We start from the raw sequence: 17,473 nt of genomic DNA, 5'->3' as shown, positions 1-17,473 counted from the left end.
GAAAATCGCAGCCAACGATAAAATTAACCATGTGGAAAGCATCAGCTTGCAGTATGAGAAGATCACCTGGCGCATTGTTGATGGGAACATTCAGCACAGCGACGCCTGGAATGAACGCGCGACGGCGTAAAATAACAGCACTTCTTTAAGGGCATTTATTTGCCCTTATCCCCCTTCCCTCGCCCGCCATATACATATATGATTTAATGAATATGAATGAGATACCCTCAGGATGACCAAATGCTTCACCCCCTTCAGCTTTTCAAAACCCTCTCCGACGAAACGCGGCTCGCCATCGTCATGCTGCTGCGTGAAGCGGGGGAACTGTGCGTATGCGATCTCTGTGCCGCCACCAACGAGCCGCAGCCGAAAGTCTCCCGCCATATGGCACTGCTCCGCGAGGCCGGGCTGGTCATCGACCGGCGTGAAGGGAAATGGGTCCATTACCGTTTATCTCCGAACATGCCCGCGTGGGCAGCGTCCGTTATCGATAACAGCTGGAACTGCCTGCGTGAAGACACCCGCCTGAAGCTGAAAGGTAAAGTTCCGGGTTCATGCTAAGCAAAACATATTCACGAAATCATATAATGGAGTAAACAATGTTTCTGGCAGGAGCGATTTTTTTATTCACGCTGGTGCTGGTCATCTGGCAACCCAGAGGGCTCAGCATCGGCTGGAGCGCGACCATTGGCGCCGCGCTGGCGCTGGCGAGCGGCGTTATTCATATTAACGATATTCCGGTGGTCTGGAATATTGTCTGGAACGCCACGGCCACGTTTATCGCGGTGATCGTTATCAGCCTGCTGCTGGATGAGTCCGGTTTTTTCGAGTGGGCGGCGCTGCACGTTGCCCGCTGGGGAAACGGTCGGGGGCGGTTGCTGTTTACCTGGATCGTGCTGCTGGGTGCGGCCGTTGCGGCGCTGTTCGCCAATGACGGTGCGGCACTGATCCTGACGCCTATCGTTATCGCCATGCTGCTGGCACTCGGGTTTAGTCAACAAGCCACGCTAGCGTTTGTGATGGCGGCAGGCTTTATCGCCGATACCGCCAGCCTGCCGCTGATTGTCTCCAACCTGGTCAACATTGTGTCGGCAGACTTCTTCTCGCTGGGATTCAGCGAGTACGCCTCGGTGATGATCCCGGTTGATATCGCCGCGATTGCCGCAACGCTCATCGTGCTGCACCTGTTCTTTCGCAGGGAAATTCCTCCGACGTACGATCTGGCGAAACTCCGGGAGCCGGCACGGGCCATTAACGATCTGCCAACCTTCAGGACGGGCTGGATCGTGCTGCTGCTACTTCTCGTCGGTTTCTTTGTGCTTGAGCCTCTCGACATTCCCGTCAGCGCCATCGCGAGCGTGGGCGCGCTGATTTTGTTTGCCGTCGCAAAACGTGGGCACGCTATTAATACCGGAAAAGTGCTTCGCGGCGCACCGTGGCAGATCGTTATCTTCTCGCTGGGGATGTATCTGGTGGTGTATGGCCTGCGCAACGCCGGGCTGACGGAGCATCTCTCAGACGTTCTGGATCGCTTAGCCGGTTATGGACTCTGGGCCACCACGCTGGGCACCGGATTTATCACCGCCTTCCTGTCATCCATAATGAACAATATGCCAACGGTACTGATTGGCGCGCTCTCAATTGATGGCAGTTCGGCAACAGGTTTGATTAAAGAGGCGATGATTTACGCGAACGTGATTGGCTGCGATCTGGGGCCGAAAATCACCCCCATCGGTAGCCTGGCCACCCTGCTCTGGCTCCATGTACTGGCGCAGAAAAACATGATTGTTTCCTGGGGCTACTATTTCCGGACGGGCTTGATAATGACGCTGCCGGTCCTGTTTGTAACGCTTGCCGCGCTGGCGTTACGTCTCTCCGTTACACTGTAGTGAGTACCTGATATGAGCAACATTACCATTTACCACAACCCCGCCTGCGGCACATCGCGCAATACGCTGGAGATGATCCGCAACAGCGGCACCGAACCCGAGATTATTTTGTATCTGGAGACGCCGCCATCTCGCGACGAACTGGTGAAGCTGCTGGCTGAGTTGGGCATTTCACCCCGCGATCTGCTGCGAAAAAACGTGGAGCCTTACGAAAACCTTGGCCTGGCGGAAGACAGGTTTAGCGACAGCCAGCTCGTTGACTACATGCTGCACTATCCGATTCTGATCAATCGCCCGATTGTCGTTACTCCGCTGGGGACGAGGCTGTGTCGTCCGTCGGATCGCGTACTGGATATTCTGCCCGATGCACAAAAAGGGGCGTTCACCAAAGAGGATGGCGAAGCGGTTGTAGACGCTTCCGGCAAAAAAATTCAGGGACGGTAACGTCGCGGTTGCCCTGCGGTTAATCGCAGGGCACCTGCTCCTGCGCGATGCGTCCCACCATCGCCCGGATCTCCTCCCGGGTTAGCGGCGCGCGGTCGGTCACGAAGTGCAGCGTCATCCCTTCGATGAATGCATCCAGCGCGCGGGCGGTCGCCGGATCGAACCACTGTTCAAGCGTGGTCTGGCTCATCTTCATCCAGTCCTGCATGACCGTTTTCAGCGCGGCGCTGCGGTGCATAAAGGCGTACAGCTGATACATCAGCGCCATATTGTGTGGCGTGGTCACGGCTGAGCTGTGGATCAGCGTGGTAATGGCCTCGCATGCCCTCTCCCGCCCGGTAACGCCCGCGAAGAAATCCCGGTACTGCCGGGACATCTGCTGCGTAAACCACGTGAATGCCTCTTCCAGCAGCGACTCCATGCCGTCGAAATAGTAGGTCATCGACCCCAGCGGTACGCCTGCGCAGGTGGCAATCTTGCGGTGCGTGACGGCATGAATACCGTGCTCTGCAATAGTGTCCAGCGTCGCCTGAAGTATCTTCTCCCGACGGTTAGGGTCGTTCGGTGGTCTGCTCATAAATTCCTCATCCGGTTTGTGTACAAATGTACACAAAGTTGCTAGTGTTGTCGCTATTGTTGTTCTTCTGGTACTGATCCCAATGACGTTATCTTCTCCCCGCAAAGCCCTGCATCTGCGCATGTGGGCGCTGTTTATGTTCTTCTTCATACCCGGGCTGCTGATGGCTTCCTGGGCGACGCGCACCCCGGCCATCCGCGATACGCTATCCGTCTCGACGGCAGAGATGGGGATTGTGCTGTTTGGCCTGTCGATTGGCTCGATGAGCGGCATCCTGTGCTCGGCCTGGCTGGTGAAGCGCTTTGGCACCCGTACGGTGATCCGCACGACCATGTGCTTCGCCGTGGTCGGAATGGTCGCGCTGAGCGTGGCGCTGTGGTTTGCCTCGCCCCTGATGTTCGCCCTCGGGCTGATGGTGTTCGGCGGGAGCTTTGGTGCGGCAGAAGTCGCCATTAACGTTGAAGGCGCCGCCGTCGAGAAGGAGATGAACAAAACGGTGCTGCCGATGATGCATGGCTTTTACAGCCTCGGCATGCTGGCGGGCGCGGGCGTGGGGATGGCGCTGACGGCGCTGGGCATTGCGGCTAACGTGCATATTTTGCTGGCGGCGCTGGTCTGCATTATCCCTATCCTCACCGGCATCAGGGCTATTCCCGCCGGTACGGGACAAAACGCCTCGGATGAACAGAAGTCTGCGGCAAAAGGGTTGCCCTTCTACCGTGACTTCCAGCTGATGCTGATTGGCGTGGTCGTGCTGGCGATGGCGTTTGCAGAAGGTTCCGCCAACGACTGGCTGCCGCTGCTGATGGTGGACGGACACGGCTTTAGCCCCACCTCCGGCTCGCTGATCTACGCCGGGTTTACGCTCGGCATGACCGTCGGGCGCTTCACCGGCGGCTGGTTTATCGACCGCTACAGCCGCGTGGCGGTGGTGCGTGCCAGCGCTCTGCTGGGCGGGCTGGGCATCGCGATGATCATCTTTGTGGATGTTGACTGGATTGCCGGCGTGTCGGTGATCCTGTGGGGACTTGGCGCCTCCCTTGGCTTCCCGCTGACCATTTCTGCTGCCAGCGATACCGGCCCGGATGCGCCGACGCGCGTGAGCGTGGTGGCAACCACCGGCTACCTCGCCTTCCTGGTGGGGCCGCCGCTGCTTGGGTTCCTTGGTGAGCACTACGGATTACGCAGCGCGATGCTGGTGGTATTAGGGTTAGTTATTATTGCCGCACTGGTGGCGCGTGCGGTGGCAAAACCGGAAGCAGAAACAACGTCAATGGAGAAGGGATATGAGCGTTAAACTGATTGCAGTCGACATGGATGGCTCCTTCCTGAGCGATGCGAAAACCTATAATCGTGCGCGTTTTCTGGCCCAGTACGCGCGCATGAAAGAGCAAGGCATCCGTTTTGTGGTTGCCAGCGGAAACCAGTACTACCAGCTGATCTCGTTTTTCCCGGAGATCGCCCATGAAATCGCGTTCGTGGCCGAAAACGGCGGCTGGGTGGTGGATGCCGGCGAAGACGTGTTTAACGGCGAACTGTCGAAAGCGCACTTCCTGACCGTCGCCACCCTGCTGAATGAGGTGCCCGGCATTGAAATTATCGCCTGCGGTAAAAACAGCGCCTACACGCTGCAAACCTATGACGACCTCTTCAAAGCGGTCGCCGCAAAGTACTATCACCGCCTTGAAAGCGTCAGCAGCTTTGACCATCTCAACGACATTTTCTTCAAGTTCGGGCTTAACGTTTCCGACGAAGAGATCCCGCGTATTCAGGCGCTGCTGCACGAAAAGCTCGGCGACATCATGGTGCCGGTGACCACCGGACACGGCAGTATCGACCTGATCATCCCCGGCGTGCATAAAGCTAACGGCCTGCGGATCCTTCAGGCGCGCTGGGGCATTGAAGACAGCGAAGTGGTGGCCTTTGGCGACAGCGGTAACGACGTGGAGATGTTGCGCCAGGCAGGGTATGGCTTCGCGATGGCGAATGCCAAACCGCACATTAAGGCGGTGGCCCGCTATGAAGCGCCGAACAATAATGACGAAGGCGTACTGGACGTGATTGATAAGGTGCTGGATGGGAAGGCGCCGTTTAATTGATTCCTTGCGCTCCACAGGGAGAGGGAGAACACCCAGCCCGTAGGCCCGGTAAGCGCAGCGCCACCGGGCAAAATTTACTGCGGCCTGATGCCCTCAGCCCGCAGAGAGAGGGAATAAGGATTACGGTTGCAGTGCGCTTCCGACGCGTTTGTCCTTCAGGAACACCACCATCAGCCCTACCCACAGCACGCCGTTGGCGAGGTTAAACAAGCTGAAGAGCCCGTTGCCGCCAAACGCGTAAGCATGCTTGCTCACCTCAATACCGACGGTAAAAATCAGCATTTGCAGCATCCCCATCGCGGCAGACACCGTGCCTTTACTCATTTCGCTGGCAAACAGCGTGAGGCGCACCAGACCGGCATTCGCCACGCCAATACCAAACGCGTAAACGCTCAGCCCCGCGGTCATCCACAGGTACGCATGCGACGAGGCAACCGTCGCTACCGCCGCAACGATCAGCCCTGCCGCAATCGGCCAGCCGCCCATAATTATCAGTGAACGCACGGTACGGCGCGCCGTCAGACGCGCCAGCACCAGGTTTCCGATAATCAGCGCGCCAAAAATCGGTACCTGTAACAGGCCATACTCATAGCTGCTAAGCTGCTCGCCGCTGATGATAATGACCGGCGACTGGGCGATCCACGCCAGCAGCGGCAGGCTGACAAACCCCGTCGCCAGCGCGCCCGCGACAAAACGACCGTTTTTCAGCACCGCGTTATAATCACGGCCCAGCTCTTTAAGCGAGAGCTTTTCTCCCAGACGCGTCGCGGTCTCCGGCATCGCGCGGTGCAGGCCAAAGAAAGAGATAGCCGCAAGCAGGGCAAAGAGGACGAACATCCCTTCCCACGGCGCAACGTGCACCCATGCGGCCCCCACCAGCGGCCCCAGCAGCGGTGCAATCAGCGCCACGTTCGCCATCAGCGCGGTGATCTTGATACATACCGCCTCCTCAAACGACTCCTGAATGGCGGCATAGCCCACGGCGCCGATAAAGCACAGGCTCACGCCCTGAAGGAAGCGCAGCAGCGTAAACTGCTCAATGTTCTGCGCCAGCAGCGTGGCGAGACAGGTGACGATAAACCACACCACGCCCGTCAGCATCACCGGACGGCGGCCAATACGATCCGACAGCGGCCCTAACAGCCACTGTAAAAACATGCCGCCCGCGAGATAGGCGGTCATGGATGTTGGCACCCACTCAATACCTGCGTTGTACTGCTCAACCACGGCCAGCATGCCCGGCTGGATCATATCGTTGCCGATGTAGGTAGAGAATTCGTAAAGCACCAGACACAGAGGAAAAAGTAACGCCTGACGGCCCAGACGATTACCGGAAGAAGAACGGTTTATCATGCAATCTCTTTAGTATGAAAAAATCGCGATGAGTGTAATGAATTGCCGCTGTCTGAGATAGCACAATAACGTGAGAAAACAGAAATAACGCACTTATCGTTGTTGTTTAAGGTTTCCTTAAGTTGCCCTCGTTAAGATAGCGCTATTTCACGTTATTGACCGAAATTATGACACACGCCGTCAGCCCTTCAGAATTATCTACCTTACCGATAAATAAGACAAAACGCCTTTACCGGTTGCCCGCCCGCTTTTATGGTTATCAACTTTTCGTGCTGATCGCCCTCGCGGTGCTTTTTACCTGGCTTTCTCGCGATGAATCGCTCGACCGATGGCTAACCGGCTTCTGGTATGACGCCGCGACGCACCATTTTCCGCTACAGCAAAATCCGCTGCTGGATCTGCTGAACCATCGACTGGCGAAATATGTGGCCATTGCCCTGGCCGTCATCGCGCTGGTTTACGGGGCTTACAGACGCAATGCCCGGCTGGTGACGGCCGCGCTTCTGATGGGTCTGGGCGCGCTCGTTGTAGGAGCCATGAAAAGCATGAGCCACCACAGCTGTCCGTGGGATCTGGTGGAGTATGGCGGCAAAGCCGTCTCGTATCCCCTGTTCAGCGCCATTCCGGCCGACAGCGGACCGGGACGCTGCTTTCCCGGCGGCCACGCCTCGAGCGGATTTATGGTCATGGGGCTGTTTTTTGCCTTCTGGCGTGAACGTCCGCGCCTGGCCTGGACCTTTGTCGCGTTGGGGGCCGCTCTGGGGCTGCTGATGGGCTTCGGGCAGGTCATGCGCGGCGCGCATTTTTTCTCTCACAACCTGTGGGCCGGGTGGTGGGTCTGGTTTTCCCAGGTGCTGGTTTACGGGCTGGTTTCTACCTGGTTTGCTAAAGAGTAACGATACGATGCTAGAGAATTTGAACTACGGACTGTTTTACCTGCTCAACGCCACGCCAGCGTCACCGGAATGGATGATTGATCTCGCCACCTTCATTGCTAAGGATTTGATCAGCATCGTGCCGGCGCTGGCCGCGATCCTCTGGCTTTGGGGCCCGCGCAAACAGGTCACCGCCCAGCGCCACCTGGTAATTAAAATGGCGATGGCCATCGGCGTCAGCGTGCTGGCAAGCTATGTGCTGGGGCTCGCCTTCCCGCACGATCGTCCATTTGTCGAGCACGTCGGCTATAACTTCCTGCACCACGCGCCGGATGACTCGTTCCCGAGCGATCACGGCACGGTGATCTTCACCTTCGCGCTGGCCTTCCTGTTCTGGCATCGCCTGTGGTCCGGCGTGGTGCTGATGGGGGTCGCCGTCGCCATCGCCTGGTCCCGCGTCTATCTGGGCGTGCACTGGCCGCTGGACATGGTAGGCGGATTCCTGGTGGGGCTGATGGGCTGCGTCAGCGCAGCCATTATGTGGAGCCTCTTTGGGCCGGCCCTTTACCGGGGATTATCGCAGGCCTATCGCGTTCTGTTTGCCCTCCCGATCCGCAAAGGATGGATACGTGACTAACCCCGGTCCGTCAGGTTACACTTGAGCCCCCGCCCTGCGGGGGCTCACTTTTTTAGCCCGAGGATCTATGGAAACACGTCGCGATGACCGCATTGCTCAGCTGCTTCAGGCGCTGAAGCGCAGCGACAAGCTGCATCTCAAGGAAGCCGCTACCCTGCTTGGCGTGTCTGAAATGACCATTCGTCGCGATCTGAACAGCGACAGCGCCCCCGTTGTGCTGCTTGGCGGGTACATTGTCCTGGAGCCGCGCAGCGCCAGCCATTACCTGTTAAGCGATCAAAAAACGCGTCTGGTGGAAGAGAAGCGCAAAGCCGCGCGGCTCGCCGCCTCGCTGGTGCAGCCGCATCAAACGCTGTTTTTTGACTGTGGTACGACAACGCCGTGGATCATCGAGGCCATCGACAGCAGCTTTCCTTTTACCGCCGTCTGTTATTCCCTGAATACCTTTCTGGCCTTGCAGGAAAAACCGGCGTGCCGGGTGATTTTGTGTGGCGGTGAGTTTCATGCCAGCAATGCCATCTTTAAGCCGCTGAATATTCAGGACACGCTGAGCAATGTATGCCCCGACATCGCCTTCTATTCTGCGGCGGGCGTGAACGTGCAGCAGGGCGCAACCTGCTTTAATCTGGAAGAGTTGCCGGTGAAACACTGGGCGCTCAACGCCGCGCAGCAGCATGTGCTGGTGGTTGATCACAGTAAGTTTGGCAAGGTCCGTCCGGCAAGGATGGGAGAACTGTCGCGCTTTGACGCCATCGTCAGCGATTGCCGCCCGGATGAAGAGCTGGTGTCGTATGCAAAGGCGCAGCAGGTGAAGTTGATGTATTGAGGTTGTGCCGGGTGGCGCCGCGCTTACCCGGCCTACGTTCGAGCCGTTGTAGGCCGGGTAAGGCGAAGCCGCCACCCGGCAAAAACTTAGCTAAACCAGCTGCCAAACCAGCCGTGGAATTTCATCAGCACAAAGTCCCACATCCGGCTAAAGAAGCCGCCCTCTTCTACCGCTTCCATTACCACCAGCGGACGCTGCTCAATGGATTTACCGTTAAGCTGAAAATCAATCGTCCCGACCACCTGGCCTTTTTTCAGCGGCGCGGTGAGCTGTGGCTCGGTCAGGGTATAGCTGGCTTTCAGGTTTTTCAGCTGACCGCGTGGAATGGTCACGGAACCGGCTTCACCCGCGCCCAGGTTCACTTCACTTTTATCCCCGAACCAGACGCGCTGGCTCACGAAGGTGGCATCCGGCTTAATCGGCGTGACGGTTTCAAAGAAGCGGAAACCCCAGGTCAGCAGTTTTTCTGATTCGTTAAACCGAATGCGGTCGGTTTTCGTCCCCAGCACCACCGAAATCAGGCGCATGTCGCCCTGGGTTGCGGAAGCCACCAGGTTATAGCCCGCGCCTGCGGTTGTCCCGGTTTTCATGCCGTCCACGTTAACGTTGCTGCTCCACAGCAGACGGTTACGGTTAGGCTGGCGGATATTGTTGAAGGTGAATTCTTTCTCTTTATGGATGGCGTACTCATCCGGCACGTCGTGGATCAACGCTTTGCCCAGCAGCGCCATATCACGCGCGGTGCTGAACTGACCCGGCGCATCCAGGCCGTGAACGGTTTTAAAGGTGGTGTTGGTCAGGCCCAGCTTTTGCGCGTAGCCATTCATCAAACCAATGAAAGAGTCCTGACTGCCCGCCACGTAATCGGCCAGCGCGATGCAGGCGTCATTTCCTGACTGAATGATTATCCCTTTATTCAGATCGGAAACGGAAACCTGATCGCCAGGCTTCAGGAACATAACGGACGAGCCGCGCAGCGCCGGGTTACCGGTCGCCCAGGCATCTTTCCCGACGGTGACCATGTCGTCCAGCTTGATTTTGCCCGCTTTAATCGCCTGACCTACCACATAGCTGGTCATAATTTTCGTCAGGCTCGCCGGGTCAAGTTTTTCATCGGCGTTACCTTCCGCCAGCACTTTCCCGCTGGCGTAATCCATCAGGATCCAGGCGCGCGCATCGACAGGCGGCGCTTCGGGCGCCGTCTGTTCCGCCGCGTGGAGCGTTGGGGCAAAAAGGAAAAGCAGCGCCGAGCCTGCCGCCAGGCTGCGCAGAGAGGAAGTTTTTTGCGTCATAAATGCCACCCGAGTGTCCATTCTAAAAATCACGTCACAATCACCGTGTCGCAAGAAGCGATGAGTAATAGCGCACTACAGCGTTCAAAGAAACCTGTTCCAGGTAAAGTTTTTAAAGTTTATGCAATAACATTCAGATACGCTTTGATTGCGGCGATTTTTTTAGCATCTGTTGCGTAATTGTTAGGTTTATCTCACCATGGCGAAAAGCTGACTCGGATTCACATCTCATCGGGAGTAAATATGATTACGCTGTGGGGCAGGAACAATTCGACCAACGTGAAAAAAGTGCTGTGGACGCTGGAAGAGCTGGATTTACCGTTTAAGCAGGTGATGGCGGGCCTGGAGTTTGGCGTGAATAAAGACGCGGACTACCTGGCGATGAACCCAAACGGGCTGGTGCCGCTGCTGCGCGATGATGAGACAGACGCCACGCTGTGGGAGTCTAACACCATCGTGCGTTACCTCGCCGCGCAGTACGGCCAGGGTCGGCTGTGGGTAGAAAATCCGGCCCAGCGCGCGCAGGGCGAAAAATGGATGGACTGGGCAAACCAGACGCTTTCCCCAACGCACCGCGTGATCCTGATGGGGCTTATCCGCACGCCGGAAGCCGATCGTGATTATCCCGCCATTCATGCCGCCCAGGACGCCTGCGAATCGCTGTTTGCCATGATGGACGACGAGCTGGCGAAGCAGACCTGGTTCTCCGGCGACGCGTTTGGCGTGGGCGATATCGCCGTCGCCCCCTTCGTCTGGAACCTGACCAATATGGGGCTTAGCTGGACCCCGCGCCCGCACCTTGAGCGCTGGATCCAGCAGCTGAGCGAGCGCCCGGCGTATCGCAACGTGGTGATGATCCCAGTGACCTGATTACGTACCGGACGGGCTGACCTTCAACAGCTGCCCGTCCGACTCGTCGGTCAGCACATACAGATAACCATCCGGCCCGACGCGCACGTCGCGGATACGCTGATTTTTATCGCCAAGAATGCGCCCGTCCTCCGACACGTTGTTGCCCTCCACGTTCAGGACGATGACGTCTTTCTCCTTCAGCGCGCCGATAAACAGCTTGTTTTTCCACTGCGGGAAGACGTCGCTATTGTAGAACGCCATGCCGCTGACGGCGGGCGACACTTTCCAGACAAACAGCGGCTTTTCGGTGCCTTCAACATGCTCGCCTTTCGCTTCCGGGATTTTCAGGCCGCTATAGTTGATCCCATGCGTCGCCAAAGGCCAACCGTAGTTTTTGCCTTTCTCAGGGATGTTGATTTCATCCCCGCCGCGAGGACCGTGTTCGTTAAGCCACAGCGTGTCGCTCCACGGGTTCATCGCCATCCCCTGCGGGTTACGAATGCCATAGGACCAGATTTCAGGGCGCGCACCGGCGGTATTCACAAACGGATTATCCGACGGCACTTTCCCGTCTTCGGTCAGGCGCACCACCTTGCCCTGAAGCTTATCCAGATCCTGTGCCGTCGGGCGCTGGTTGTTTTCACCCAGACCAATAAACAGATGGCCTTTGCCGTCAAACACCAGCCGTCCACCAAAGTGGTTGCCGGTAGAGAGCTTCGGCATCTGGCGGAACACCACCTGGAAGCCTTCGATGCGCGACAGGTCATCGCTCAGCCGCCCGTAGCCCACCGCGGTGCCCGCTTTTCCATCATTACCTGCCTCGGCGAAGCTTAGCCAGATCCGCCGTGACTGTTCAAAATCCGGGGCCAGCACCACGTCCAGCAATCCGCCCTGGCCGCTCGCCCAGACCTTCGGCACGCCAACAATCGGATCGGAGAGCCCTTTCCCTGCCTGCCAGTGCTTAAGCTGCCCGTCTTTTAGCGTGACCAGCAGCCCCTTATTGTCGGGCAGAAACGCCAGCGACCAGGGGTGATCCAGTTTTGTCTGTAAAACCTCCACGTTTACCGGCTCGGTGGCGGCAAGCAGCGAAACGGGAAAGAACAATGCAGGCAGGAAAATCAGCGAAGATCGAGGCATAACACGCTCCTTTGTCGGCTTATGGCTTAAAGATTAGCCACTTCGTCCGGGCGCGTTAGCACTTTTACAAAAGCTTAATCAAAAGGGGGAGTTGCCTCCCCCGGGTTCAGTGGCGGGCAAGCGTTTCAGGCTTGTTCAGACACATGATGCAAAGAGAGAGCGTGGTCAGGCAGTTTTCAAGCTTTTCCGCGTTAACGGCAATAAAATTCGGGCAGTCGTGACGTCCGTTCATCAAACAGACCCCGGCGATGGAGAGCACCTCGGCGGCGCGGCGCAGTGCCGCCAGCTCGCTTTCAACGTAATGCGCTTTCAGGACGGGTGCTTTTTCACGCATGAAATTGCAAAGTTCAAAGACGTTATCACGCAGATTTTCGCTTTCGCTGACTGACATATACCCTTTCGCCTTGCGGAGTTGCAGGTAGGCGGCCAGGTCGATTCGGGCGTTGATCAGCTTGTTAAGCAGATCGCGTTTCAGTCTGTCAACGGACATGCTATTTCCTCCTCTGTCAGCCTTGTTACCCTGTTAAGAATAAGGTCATTTTTTGTACAGTGTAATGCCTGAGATCAATAAACGATAACTAGTTAACATTCTTTACAATGTTACAACGATTGCCCGACGCAACTGCGCCATCAAGAGTGTATAAATCCCCCGCGATACGCTGTAAAATCCCGCCCTGATAACTCCATAATTGATGAATTTTTAACCTATGAGCAATGTTACGCACCCGCCGAAAATCGGCTTTGTCTCCCTGGGCTGCCCGAAGAACCTGGTGGATTCCGAACGCATCCTGACTGAACTGCGCACCGAAGGCTATGACGTGGTGCCAAGCTACGACAACGCCGACATGGTGATTGTGAACACCTGCGGGTTTATCGACAGCGCGGTCCAGGAGTCACTGGAAGCCATTGGTGAAGCCCTGACGGAAAACGGCAAAGTCATCGTAACCGGCTGCCTGGGCGCGAAAGTGGATCAGATCCGCGAAGTGCACCCGAAAGTTCTGGAGATCACCGGCCCGCACAGCTATGAGCAGGTGCTGGAACATGTTCATCACTACGTACCAAAGCCAAAGCATAACCCGTTCCTGAGCCTTGTGCCGGAACAGGGCGTGAAGCTGACGCCGCGCCACTACGCCTACCTGAAAATTTCCGAAGGCTGCAACCACCGCTGCACCTTCTGCATCATCCCGTCGATGCGTGGCGATCTGGTGAGCCGTCCGATTGGCGAGGTGCTGGCAGAAGCCAAACGCCTGGCCGACGCGGGCGTGAAGGAGCTGCTGGTCATCTCCCAGGATACCTCTGCCTACGGCGTGGACGTCAAACACCGCTCCGGTTTCCACAACGGCGAGCCGGTGAAAACCAGCATGGTTGGCCTGTGCGAGCAGCTGGCTAAACTCGGCATCTGGACGCGTCTGCACTACGTCTACCCTTACCCACACGTTGACGACGTGATCCCGCTGATGGCGGAAGGCAAAATCCTGCCGTATCTGGATATCCCGCTACAGCACGCCAGCCCGCGCATTCTGAAGCTGATGAAGCGTCCTGGCTCCGTTGACCGCCAGCTGGCGCGCATCAAGCAGTGGCGTGAGATCTGCCCGGATCTGACCCTACGTTCCACCTTTATTGTCGGCTTCCCGGGTGAAACCGAAGACGATTTCCAGATGCTGCTCGACTTCCTGAAAGAAGCGCGTCTGGACCGCGTGGGCTGCTTCAAGTACAGCCCGGTTGAAGGCGCAACGGCCAACGAGCTGGTGGACCAGGTACCGGAAGAGGTCAAAGAGGAGCGCTGGAACCGCTTTATGCAGCTGCAACAGCAGATCTCTGCTGAACGCTTGCAGGAGAAAGTGGGCCGCGAAATTCTGGTCATTATCGACGAAGTGGACGAAGAAGGCGCGATTGGCCGCAGCATGGCGGATGCGCCTGAAATCGACGGCGCGGTGTATCTGAACGGTGAAACCCACGTCAAGCCGGGCGATATTATTCGCGTGAAGGTTGAGAACGCAGACGAGTATGATTTGTGGGGTAGCCGGGTTTAATTTCCCCACACCTCTTTTGCAGGCCGGGTAAGGCGTAACCGCCACCCGGCACATTCCACAGCACTACCCCTTAATCCTCGGATCCAGCGCGTCGCGCAGCCCATCGCCCAGCAGGTTAAACGCCAGCACGGTCAGGAAAATGGCCAGACTCGGGAAGATCGCCACGTGCGGCGCAATCACCATATCGGCCCGCGCCTCGTTCAGCATCGCGCCCCACTCCGGCGTCGGCGGCTGCGCGCCTAACCCCAGAAACGACAGGCTGGCCGCCGAGATAATCGACACGCCGATGCGCATGGTGAAATAGACCACGATGGACGATACCGTGCCCGGCAGTATATGGCTGAAGAGGATGGTAGCATCGCTGGCCCCCATGCTGCGCGCCGACTCGATAAAAGTCTGCTGCTTAAGCACCAGCGTATTGCCACGCACCAGGCGAGCGAAAGCGGGAATCGAGAATACCGCTACGGCAATGATAACGTTCGCCATGCCGCTGCCCATGACCGCCACCACGGCAATCGCCAGCAAAATACCGGGAAAGGCAAACAGCACGTCGCAGATACGCATGATGATGCGGTCCCACCAGCCTTCGTAGTACCCGGCCACCAGACCCAGCACGGTGCCAATCGCGGCGCCCATCAGCACCGCGAAGACCCCGGCCGCCAGCGAGATCTGCGCCCCGACCAGCACGCGGCTGAAAATATCGCGCCCGAGCGAGTCCACGCCAAACCAGTGCATCATCGACGGACCATCGTTCAGACGGTCGTAGTCGAAGTAGTTTTCCGCATCAAACGGGGCTATCCAGGGGGCGACGATCGCCACCAGGATCAGCAGTAACACAAACAACCCGGCAACCATCGCAACGGGCTGACGACGGAATCGCCGCCAGAACTCCCCCCACGGCGTACGAATATGATCCGGTCTGATCCCCGGCATAGCGTTAAAAATGGCCTGGCGACGCCAGTTCAGTAATCGCATCTTACTTATACCTGATGGCCGGGTTAATGGCGGCGTAGAGCACATCCACCACTAAGTTGATAAGAATAAACTCCAGCGAGAAAAGCAGGACTTCAGCCTGAATCACCGGATAGTCGCGCATATCGACCGAGTCGACCAGCAGGCGCCCCAGCCCCGGCCAGTTGAAGACCTTCTCAACCACGATAGAGCCGCCCAGCAGAAAGCCGAACTGTAGCCCCATCATCGTCACCACCGGGATCATCGCGTTACGAAAACCGTGCTTCAGAATGACCCATTTCTCGCTGACCCCTTTTGCCCGCGCGGTGCGAATGTAATCTTCGCTCAGCACGTCCACAAACGAGGCGCGGGTAAACCGGGCCATGACCGCCGCAACGGCTGCGCCAAGCGTCATGGAGGGTAAAATGTAGTGCTTCCAGGTGTCGGCCCCAACGGTAGGCAGCCAGCCCAGCTCAACGGAGAAAATCTGCATCAGCAGCATGCCCAACGCAAATGCCGGGAAAGAGATGCCGGTGACCGCCAGCGCCATACCGAGCTTATCCGGCCAGCGGTTGCGCCAGACGGCGGCGATAATCCCGGCGCCCAGGCCAAATATTACCGCCCACCCCATGCTGGCGAGGGTGAGCCAGAACGTCGGCATAAAGCGGCTGGCTATCTCTTCCGACACCGGACGTCGCGACACCATTGAGATGCCAAAGTCGCCTTGCAGGACGTTGCCCATGTAGCGCAGAAATTGCCTGTACAGCGGCTGGTCAAGACCGAGCTGTTTACGCACCAGTTCGATAACCGTGGCATCCGCTTCCGGTCCGGCAATCAAGCGCGCCGGATCGCCGGGCAGCATGTGGACAAACAAAAACACCAGCACGGCCACAATCAGCAGCGTCGGGATAAGCCCCAGCAGGCGTTTACAAACATAATTCAGCATGAGTTTTATTTTAGATCCGCGTCGTCAAAGCTAAAGCCCGTATCCGGCATGATGTAAAAACCGGTCAGCGCTTTATTGTGAGCTGAGACCAGTTTTTCCACCACCAGCGGCACCCACGGCGACTCTTTCCAGATAATGTCCTGCGCCTCTTTGTACAGGCGCGCTTTCTCTTCCGGTTTGGTGGTTTTCAGGGCATCGGCCAGATCCTTATCCACCTGCGGATTACTGTAGAACGCGGTGTTGAACAGCGTTGGCGGCCAGTTCTGGGAAGCGAACAGCGGCGACAGGGACCAGTCCGCTTCGCCGGTTGAAGCCGTCCAGCCGGTGTAGAACATCCGCACGCCGCTCTCTTTCTGCCCTTTGCCTTCTACTTCCGCCGCTCGCTGTCCGGCATCCATCGCCGTGACCCTGGCTTTAATGCCCACCTGCGCCAGCTGCTGCTGGGTAAATTGCAGCACCTTCTGCGCGGTGCTGTGGTTATGCGACGACCACAGCGTGGTGCTAAAGCCGTTCGGATAGCCCGCCTCTTTCAGCAGCTCCCGCGCTTTTGCCGGATCGTACGGCCACGGCTGGTAGCTCTGCGCATATTCGATGGCTGGCGGCATCACGCCCGTCGCGGGAGTGGCGTAACCGGCAAAGGCCACCTTCACCAGCGCCTGACGATTAATGGCGTAGTTGATGGCTTCGCGCACCTTCGGGTTATCAAACGGTTTCTGCGTGACGTTCATGCTGATGTAGCGCTGCATTATCGACGGGCTGGCCACCAGCTCCAGCTTGCTGTTTTTCGCCAGCAGCGCCGCCTGTTCGTAAGGGATCGGGAAGGCAAACTGCGCTTCGCCGGTTTGCAGCATCGCGGCACGGGTATTGTTGTCCACGACCGGACGCCAGGTGATGGTATCCAGCTTCGGCAGCCCCTGCTGCCAGTATCCGGCAAATTTTTTCACCTTCACAAAATCGGTCTGGTTCCAGGTGAGCAGTTCGTACGGCCCGGTTCCCACCGGGTGGAAGCCAATCTCTTTGCCGTATTTTTTCAGGGCGGCGGGCGAAATCATCGCCGTCGCGGGATGAGCAAGGATATTGATAAACGCCGAGAACGGCTCTTTCAGGGTGATCTTCACCGTCGCCGGGTCAACCGCCTCGGTGCTGGCGATATTTTTATACAGGTTGTAGCGCTTAAGGCCGTTCTCCGGATTGCTGGCACGGTCCAGGTTGATCTTAACCGCCTCGGCGTTGAAGTCGGTGCCGTCCTGAAACTTCACGCCGGTGCGGAGCTTAACGGTATAGACCAGCCCATCGTCCGACACGGTATACCCTTCCGCCAGCACGTTTTTCAGCTTCATCTCCCGGTCCAGGCCGAACAGCCCCTGGTAGAAAGATTTTGCCACCGCCTGGGAAAGGGTGTCGTTAGCGTCATACGGATCCAGCGTCGTGAAGTTAGACCCCACCGCCACCACCACGTCTTTCGCCGCGAACGCGGGAGCGGCGGCCAGCGCAGCCGTCACGCTCACGGCCAGCAGCCATTTACGAGCAACAAAAGGAACCATTGTGTTCTCCTGCCTGTT

The 17,473-nt window shown here is 57.6% G+C and carries 18 protein-coding genes and 1 pseudogene; 11 read left to right on the top strand and 8 right to left on the bottom strand.

What is annotated here, in order from left to right:
• The 4 genes and pseudogenes from E0L16_RS22165 to arsC form a co-directional block, all read left to right on the top strand.
• A pseudogene (locus E0L16_RS22165) lies at positions 1–130 on the top strand (type VI secretion system tube protein Hcp); the annotation flags it as partial.
• 110 nt (positions 131–240) lie between these two features.
• On the top strand, positions 241–561 hold the full coding sequence (locus E0L16_RS02615) for a metalloregulator ArsR/SmtB family transcription factor (RefSeq protein WP_131636249.1): 321 nt from the start codon (positions 241–243) through the stop codon (positions 559–561).
• 38 nt (positions 562–599) lie between these two features.
• Entirely contained in the window at positions 600–1,889 is a 1,290-nt protein-coding gene (locus E0L16_RS02610) for an arsenic transporter (protein WP_131636248.1), read from the top strand.
• A gap of 12 nt (positions 1,890–1,901) precedes the next feature.
• A complete protein-coding gene (gene arsC / locus E0L16_RS02605) occupies positions 1,902–2,333 on the top strand; it encodes a glutaredoxin-dependent arsenate reductase (RefSeq protein ID WP_131636247.1) in 432 nt (143 codons plus the stop codon).
• A gap of 19 nt (positions 2,334–2,352) precedes the next feature.
• On the opposite strand, the gene E0L16_RS02600 is transcribed toward arsC, so the two are convergent.
• The gene (locus E0L16_RS02600; RefSeq protein ID WP_131636246.1) at positions 2,353–2,910 is read right to left on the bottom strand and encodes a TetR/AcrR family transcriptional regulator; all 558 of its coding nucleotides are present in this window, start codon (positions 2,908–2,910) and stop codon (positions 2,353–2,355) included.
• 82 nt (positions 2,911–2,992) lie between these two features.
• On the opposite strand from E0L16_RS02600, the gene E0L16_RS02595 reads away from it, so the two are divergent.
• Positions 2,993–4,207 (top strand): MFS transporter, encoded by a 1,215-nt coding sequence (locus tag E0L16_RS02595; protein ID WP_131636245.1) that lies wholly within the window; start codon positions 2,993–2,995, stop codon positions 4,205–4,207.
• Positions 4,197–5,009 (top strand): Cof-type HAD-IIB family hydrolase, encoded by an 813-nt coding sequence (locus E0L16_RS02590; RefSeq protein ID WP_112792539.1) that lies wholly within the window; start codon positions 4,197–4,199, stop codon positions 5,007–5,009. Before E0L16_RS02595 ends, E0L16_RS02590 begins: the two co-directional genes overlap by 11 nt.
• 120 nt (positions 5,010–5,129) lie before the next feature.
• On the opposite strand, the gene E0L16_RS02585 is transcribed toward E0L16_RS02590, so the two are convergent.
• Positions 5,130–6,362 (bottom strand): MFS transporter, encoded by a 1,233-nt coding sequence (locus tag E0L16_RS02585; RefSeq protein ID WP_107535004.1) that lies wholly within the window; start codon positions 6,360–6,362, stop codon positions 5,130–5,132.
• A 167-nt stretch (positions 6,363–6,529) separates the two neighbouring features.
• Here E0L16_RS02585 and E0L16_RS02580 point away from each other — a divergent pair, with 167 nt between their 5' ends.
• The 3 genes from E0L16_RS02580 to deoR all read left to right on the top strand — a co-directional run bounded on the left by E0L16_RS02580 (position 6,530) and on the right by deoR (position 8,700).
• Positions 6,530–7,258, top strand: a complete 729-nt coding sequence (locus E0L16_RS02580) for a phosphatase PAP2 family protein (RefSeq protein WP_131636244.1) — start codon at positions 6,530–6,532, stop codon at positions 7,256–7,258.
• Between the two features lie 7 nt (positions 7,259–7,265).
• Positions 7,266–7,874, top strand: coding sequence for an undecaprenyl-diphosphate phosphatase (ybjG, locus tag E0L16_RS02575; RefSeq protein ID WP_063866210.1), 609 nt, complete (start codon positions 7,266–7,268; stop codon positions 7,872–7,874).
• Between the two features lie 67 nt (positions 7,875–7,941).
• The gene (gene deoR / locus E0L16_RS02570; protein ID WP_131636243.1) at positions 7,942–8,700 is read left to right on the top strand and encodes a DNA-binding transcriptional repressor DeoR; all 759 of its coding nucleotides are present in this window, start codon (positions 7,942–7,944) and stop codon (positions 8,698–8,700) included.
• A gap of 86 nt (positions 8,701–8,786) precedes the next feature.
• On the opposite strand, the gene dacC is transcribed toward deoR, so the two are convergent.
• On the bottom strand, positions 8,787–9,992 hold the full coding sequence (dacC, locus tag E0L16_RS02565) for a serine-type D-Ala-D-Ala carboxypeptidase (RefSeq protein WP_063866509.1): 1,206 nt from the start codon (positions 9,990–9,992) through the stop codon (positions 8,787–8,789).
• Positions 9,993–10,235: 243 nt separating this feature from the next.
• On the opposite strand from dacC, the gene E0L16_RS02560 reads away from it, so the two are divergent.
• Complete coding sequence (locus E0L16_RS02560) at positions 10,236–10,862, top strand: glutathione S-transferase family protein (protein WP_063866209.1); 627 nt, start codon at positions 10,236–10,238, stop codon at positions 10,860–10,862.
• On the opposite strand, the gene E0L16_RS02555 is transcribed toward E0L16_RS02560, so the two are convergent.
• Both E0L16_RS02555 and bssR read right to left on the bottom strand, forming a co-directional pair.
• Positions 10,863–11,981, bottom strand: a complete 1,119-nt coding sequence (locus tag E0L16_RS02555; protein WP_131636242.1) for a PQQ-dependent sugar dehydrogenase — start codon at positions 11,979–11,981, stop codon at positions 10,863–10,865.
• Positions 11,982–12,087: 106 nt separating this feature from the next.
• Positions 12,088–12,471 carry a biofilm formation regulator BssR gene (gene bssR, locus E0L16_RS02550; RefSeq protein ID WP_063866207.1) on the bottom strand — a complete coding sequence of 128 codons (384 nt, stop codon included), beginning with the start codon at positions 12,469–12,471 and terminating at the stop codon, positions 12,088–12,090.
• A gap of 217 nt (positions 12,472–12,688) precedes the next feature.
• Here bssR and rimO point away from each other — a divergent pair, with 217 nt between their 5' ends.
• The gene (gene rimO, locus E0L16_RS02545; protein WP_131636241.1) at positions 12,689–14,014 is read left to right on the top strand and encodes a 30S ribosomal protein S12 methylthiotransferase RimO; all 1,326 of its coding nucleotides are present in this window, start codon (positions 12,689–12,691) and stop codon (positions 14,012–14,014) included.
• 63 nt (positions 14,015–14,077) lie between these two features.
• Here rimO and gsiD read toward each other — a convergent pair whose 3' ends face one another.
• The 3 genes from gsiD to gsiB are packed head-to-tail and all read right to left on the bottom strand — an operon-like array spanning position 14,078 to position 17,455.
• Positions 14,078–14,989 carry a glutathione ABC transporter permease GsiD gene (gene gsiD / locus E0L16_RS02540; RefSeq protein WP_112792544.1) on the bottom strand — a complete coding sequence of 304 codons (912 nt, stop codon included), beginning with the start codon at positions 14,987–14,989 and terminating at the stop codon, positions 14,078–14,080.
• A 1-nt stretch (position 14,990) separates the two neighbouring features.
• Positions 14,991–15,911, bottom strand: coding sequence for a glutathione ABC transporter permease GsiC (gene gsiC, locus E0L16_RS02535; protein ID WP_063449252.1), 921 nt, complete (start codon positions 15,909–15,911; stop codon positions 14,991–14,993).
• A gap of 5 nt (positions 15,912–15,916) precedes the next feature.
• On the bottom strand, positions 15,917–17,455 hold the full coding sequence (gene gsiB, locus E0L16_RS02530; RefSeq protein ID WP_131636240.1) for a glutathione ABC transporter substrate-binding protein GsiB: 1,539 nt from the start codon (positions 17,453–17,455) through the stop codon (positions 15,917–15,919).
• Positions 17,456–17,473: the final 18 nt, after the last annotated feature.

The sequence above is a fragment of the Enterobacter quasihormaechei genome, assembly GCF_004331385.1.
Lineage (GTDB): Bacteria > Pseudomonadota > Gammaproteobacteria > Enterobacterales > Enterobacteriaceae > Enterobacter > Enterobacter quasihormaechei.
The sequence above is the reverse complement of the archived record's forward strand: the minus strand, read 5'-3'. Positions and strand labels throughout refer to the sequence as shown.

Coding starts and splice junctions, on each gene's coding strand:
- E0L16_RS02615 (WP_131636249.1), top strand. CDS start 241: ATGCTTCACCCCCTTCAGCTTTTCAAAACCCTCTCCGACGAAACGCGG.
- E0L16_RS02610 (WP_131636248.1), top strand. CDS start 600: ATGTTTCTGGCAGGAGCGATTTTTTTATTCACGCTGGTGCTGGTCATC.
- arsC (WP_131636247.1), top strand. CDS start 1,902: ATGAGCAACATTACCATTTACCACAACCCCGCCTGCGGCACATCGCGC.
- E0L16_RS02600 (WP_131636246.1), bottom strand. CDS start 2,910: ATGAGCAGACCACCGAACGACCCTAACCGTCGGGAGAAGATACTTCAG.
- E0L16_RS02595 (WP_131636245.1), top strand. CDS start 2,993: ATGACGTTATCTTCTCCCCGCAAAGCCCTGCATCTGCGCATGTGGGCG.
- E0L16_RS02590 (WP_112792539.1), top strand. CDS start 4,197: ATGAGCGTTAAACTGATTGCAGTCGACATGGATGGCTCCTTCCTGAGC.
- E0L16_RS02585 (WP_107535004.1), bottom strand. CDS start 6,362: ATGATAAACCGTTCTTCTTCCGGTAATCGTCTGGGCCGTCAGGCGTTA.
- E0L16_RS02580 (WP_131636244.1), top strand. CDS start 6,530: ATGACACACGCCGTCAGCCCTTCAGAATTATCTACCTTACCGATAAAT.
- ybjG (WP_063866210.1), top strand. CDS start 7,266: ATGCTAGAGAATTTGAACTACGGACTGTTTTACCTGCTCAACGCCACG.
- deoR (WP_131636243.1), top strand. CDS start 7,942: ATGGAAACACGTCGCGATGACCGCATTGCTCAGCTGCTTCAGGCGCTG.
- dacC (WP_063866509.1), bottom strand. CDS start 9,992: ATGACGCAAAAAACTTCCTCTCTGCGCAGCCTGGCGGCAGGCTCGGCG.
- E0L16_RS02560 (WP_063866209.1), top strand. CDS start 10,236: ATGATTACGCTGTGGGGCAGGAACAATTCGACCAACGTGAAAAAAGTG.
- E0L16_RS02555 (WP_131636242.1), bottom strand. CDS start 11,981: ATGCCTCGATCTTCGCTGATTTTCCTGCCTGCATTGTTCTTTCCCGTT.
- bssR (WP_063866207.1), bottom strand. CDS start 12,471: ATGTCCGTTGACAGACTGAAACGCGATCTGCTTAACAAGCTGATCAAC.
- rimO (WP_131636241.1), top strand. CDS start 12,689: ATGAGCAATGTTACGCACCCGCCGAAAATCGGCTTTGTCTCCCTGGGC.
- gsiD (WP_112792544.1), bottom strand. CDS start 14,989: ATGCGATTACTGAACTGGCGTCGCCAGGCCATTTTTAACGCTATGCCG.
- gsiC (WP_063449252.1), bottom strand. CDS start 15,911: ATGCTGAATTATGTTTGTAAACGCCTGCTGGGGCTTATCCCGACGCTG.
- gsiB (WP_131636240.1), bottom strand. CDS start 17,455: ATGGTTCCTTTTGTTGCTCGTAAATGGCTGCTGGCCGTGAGCGTGACG.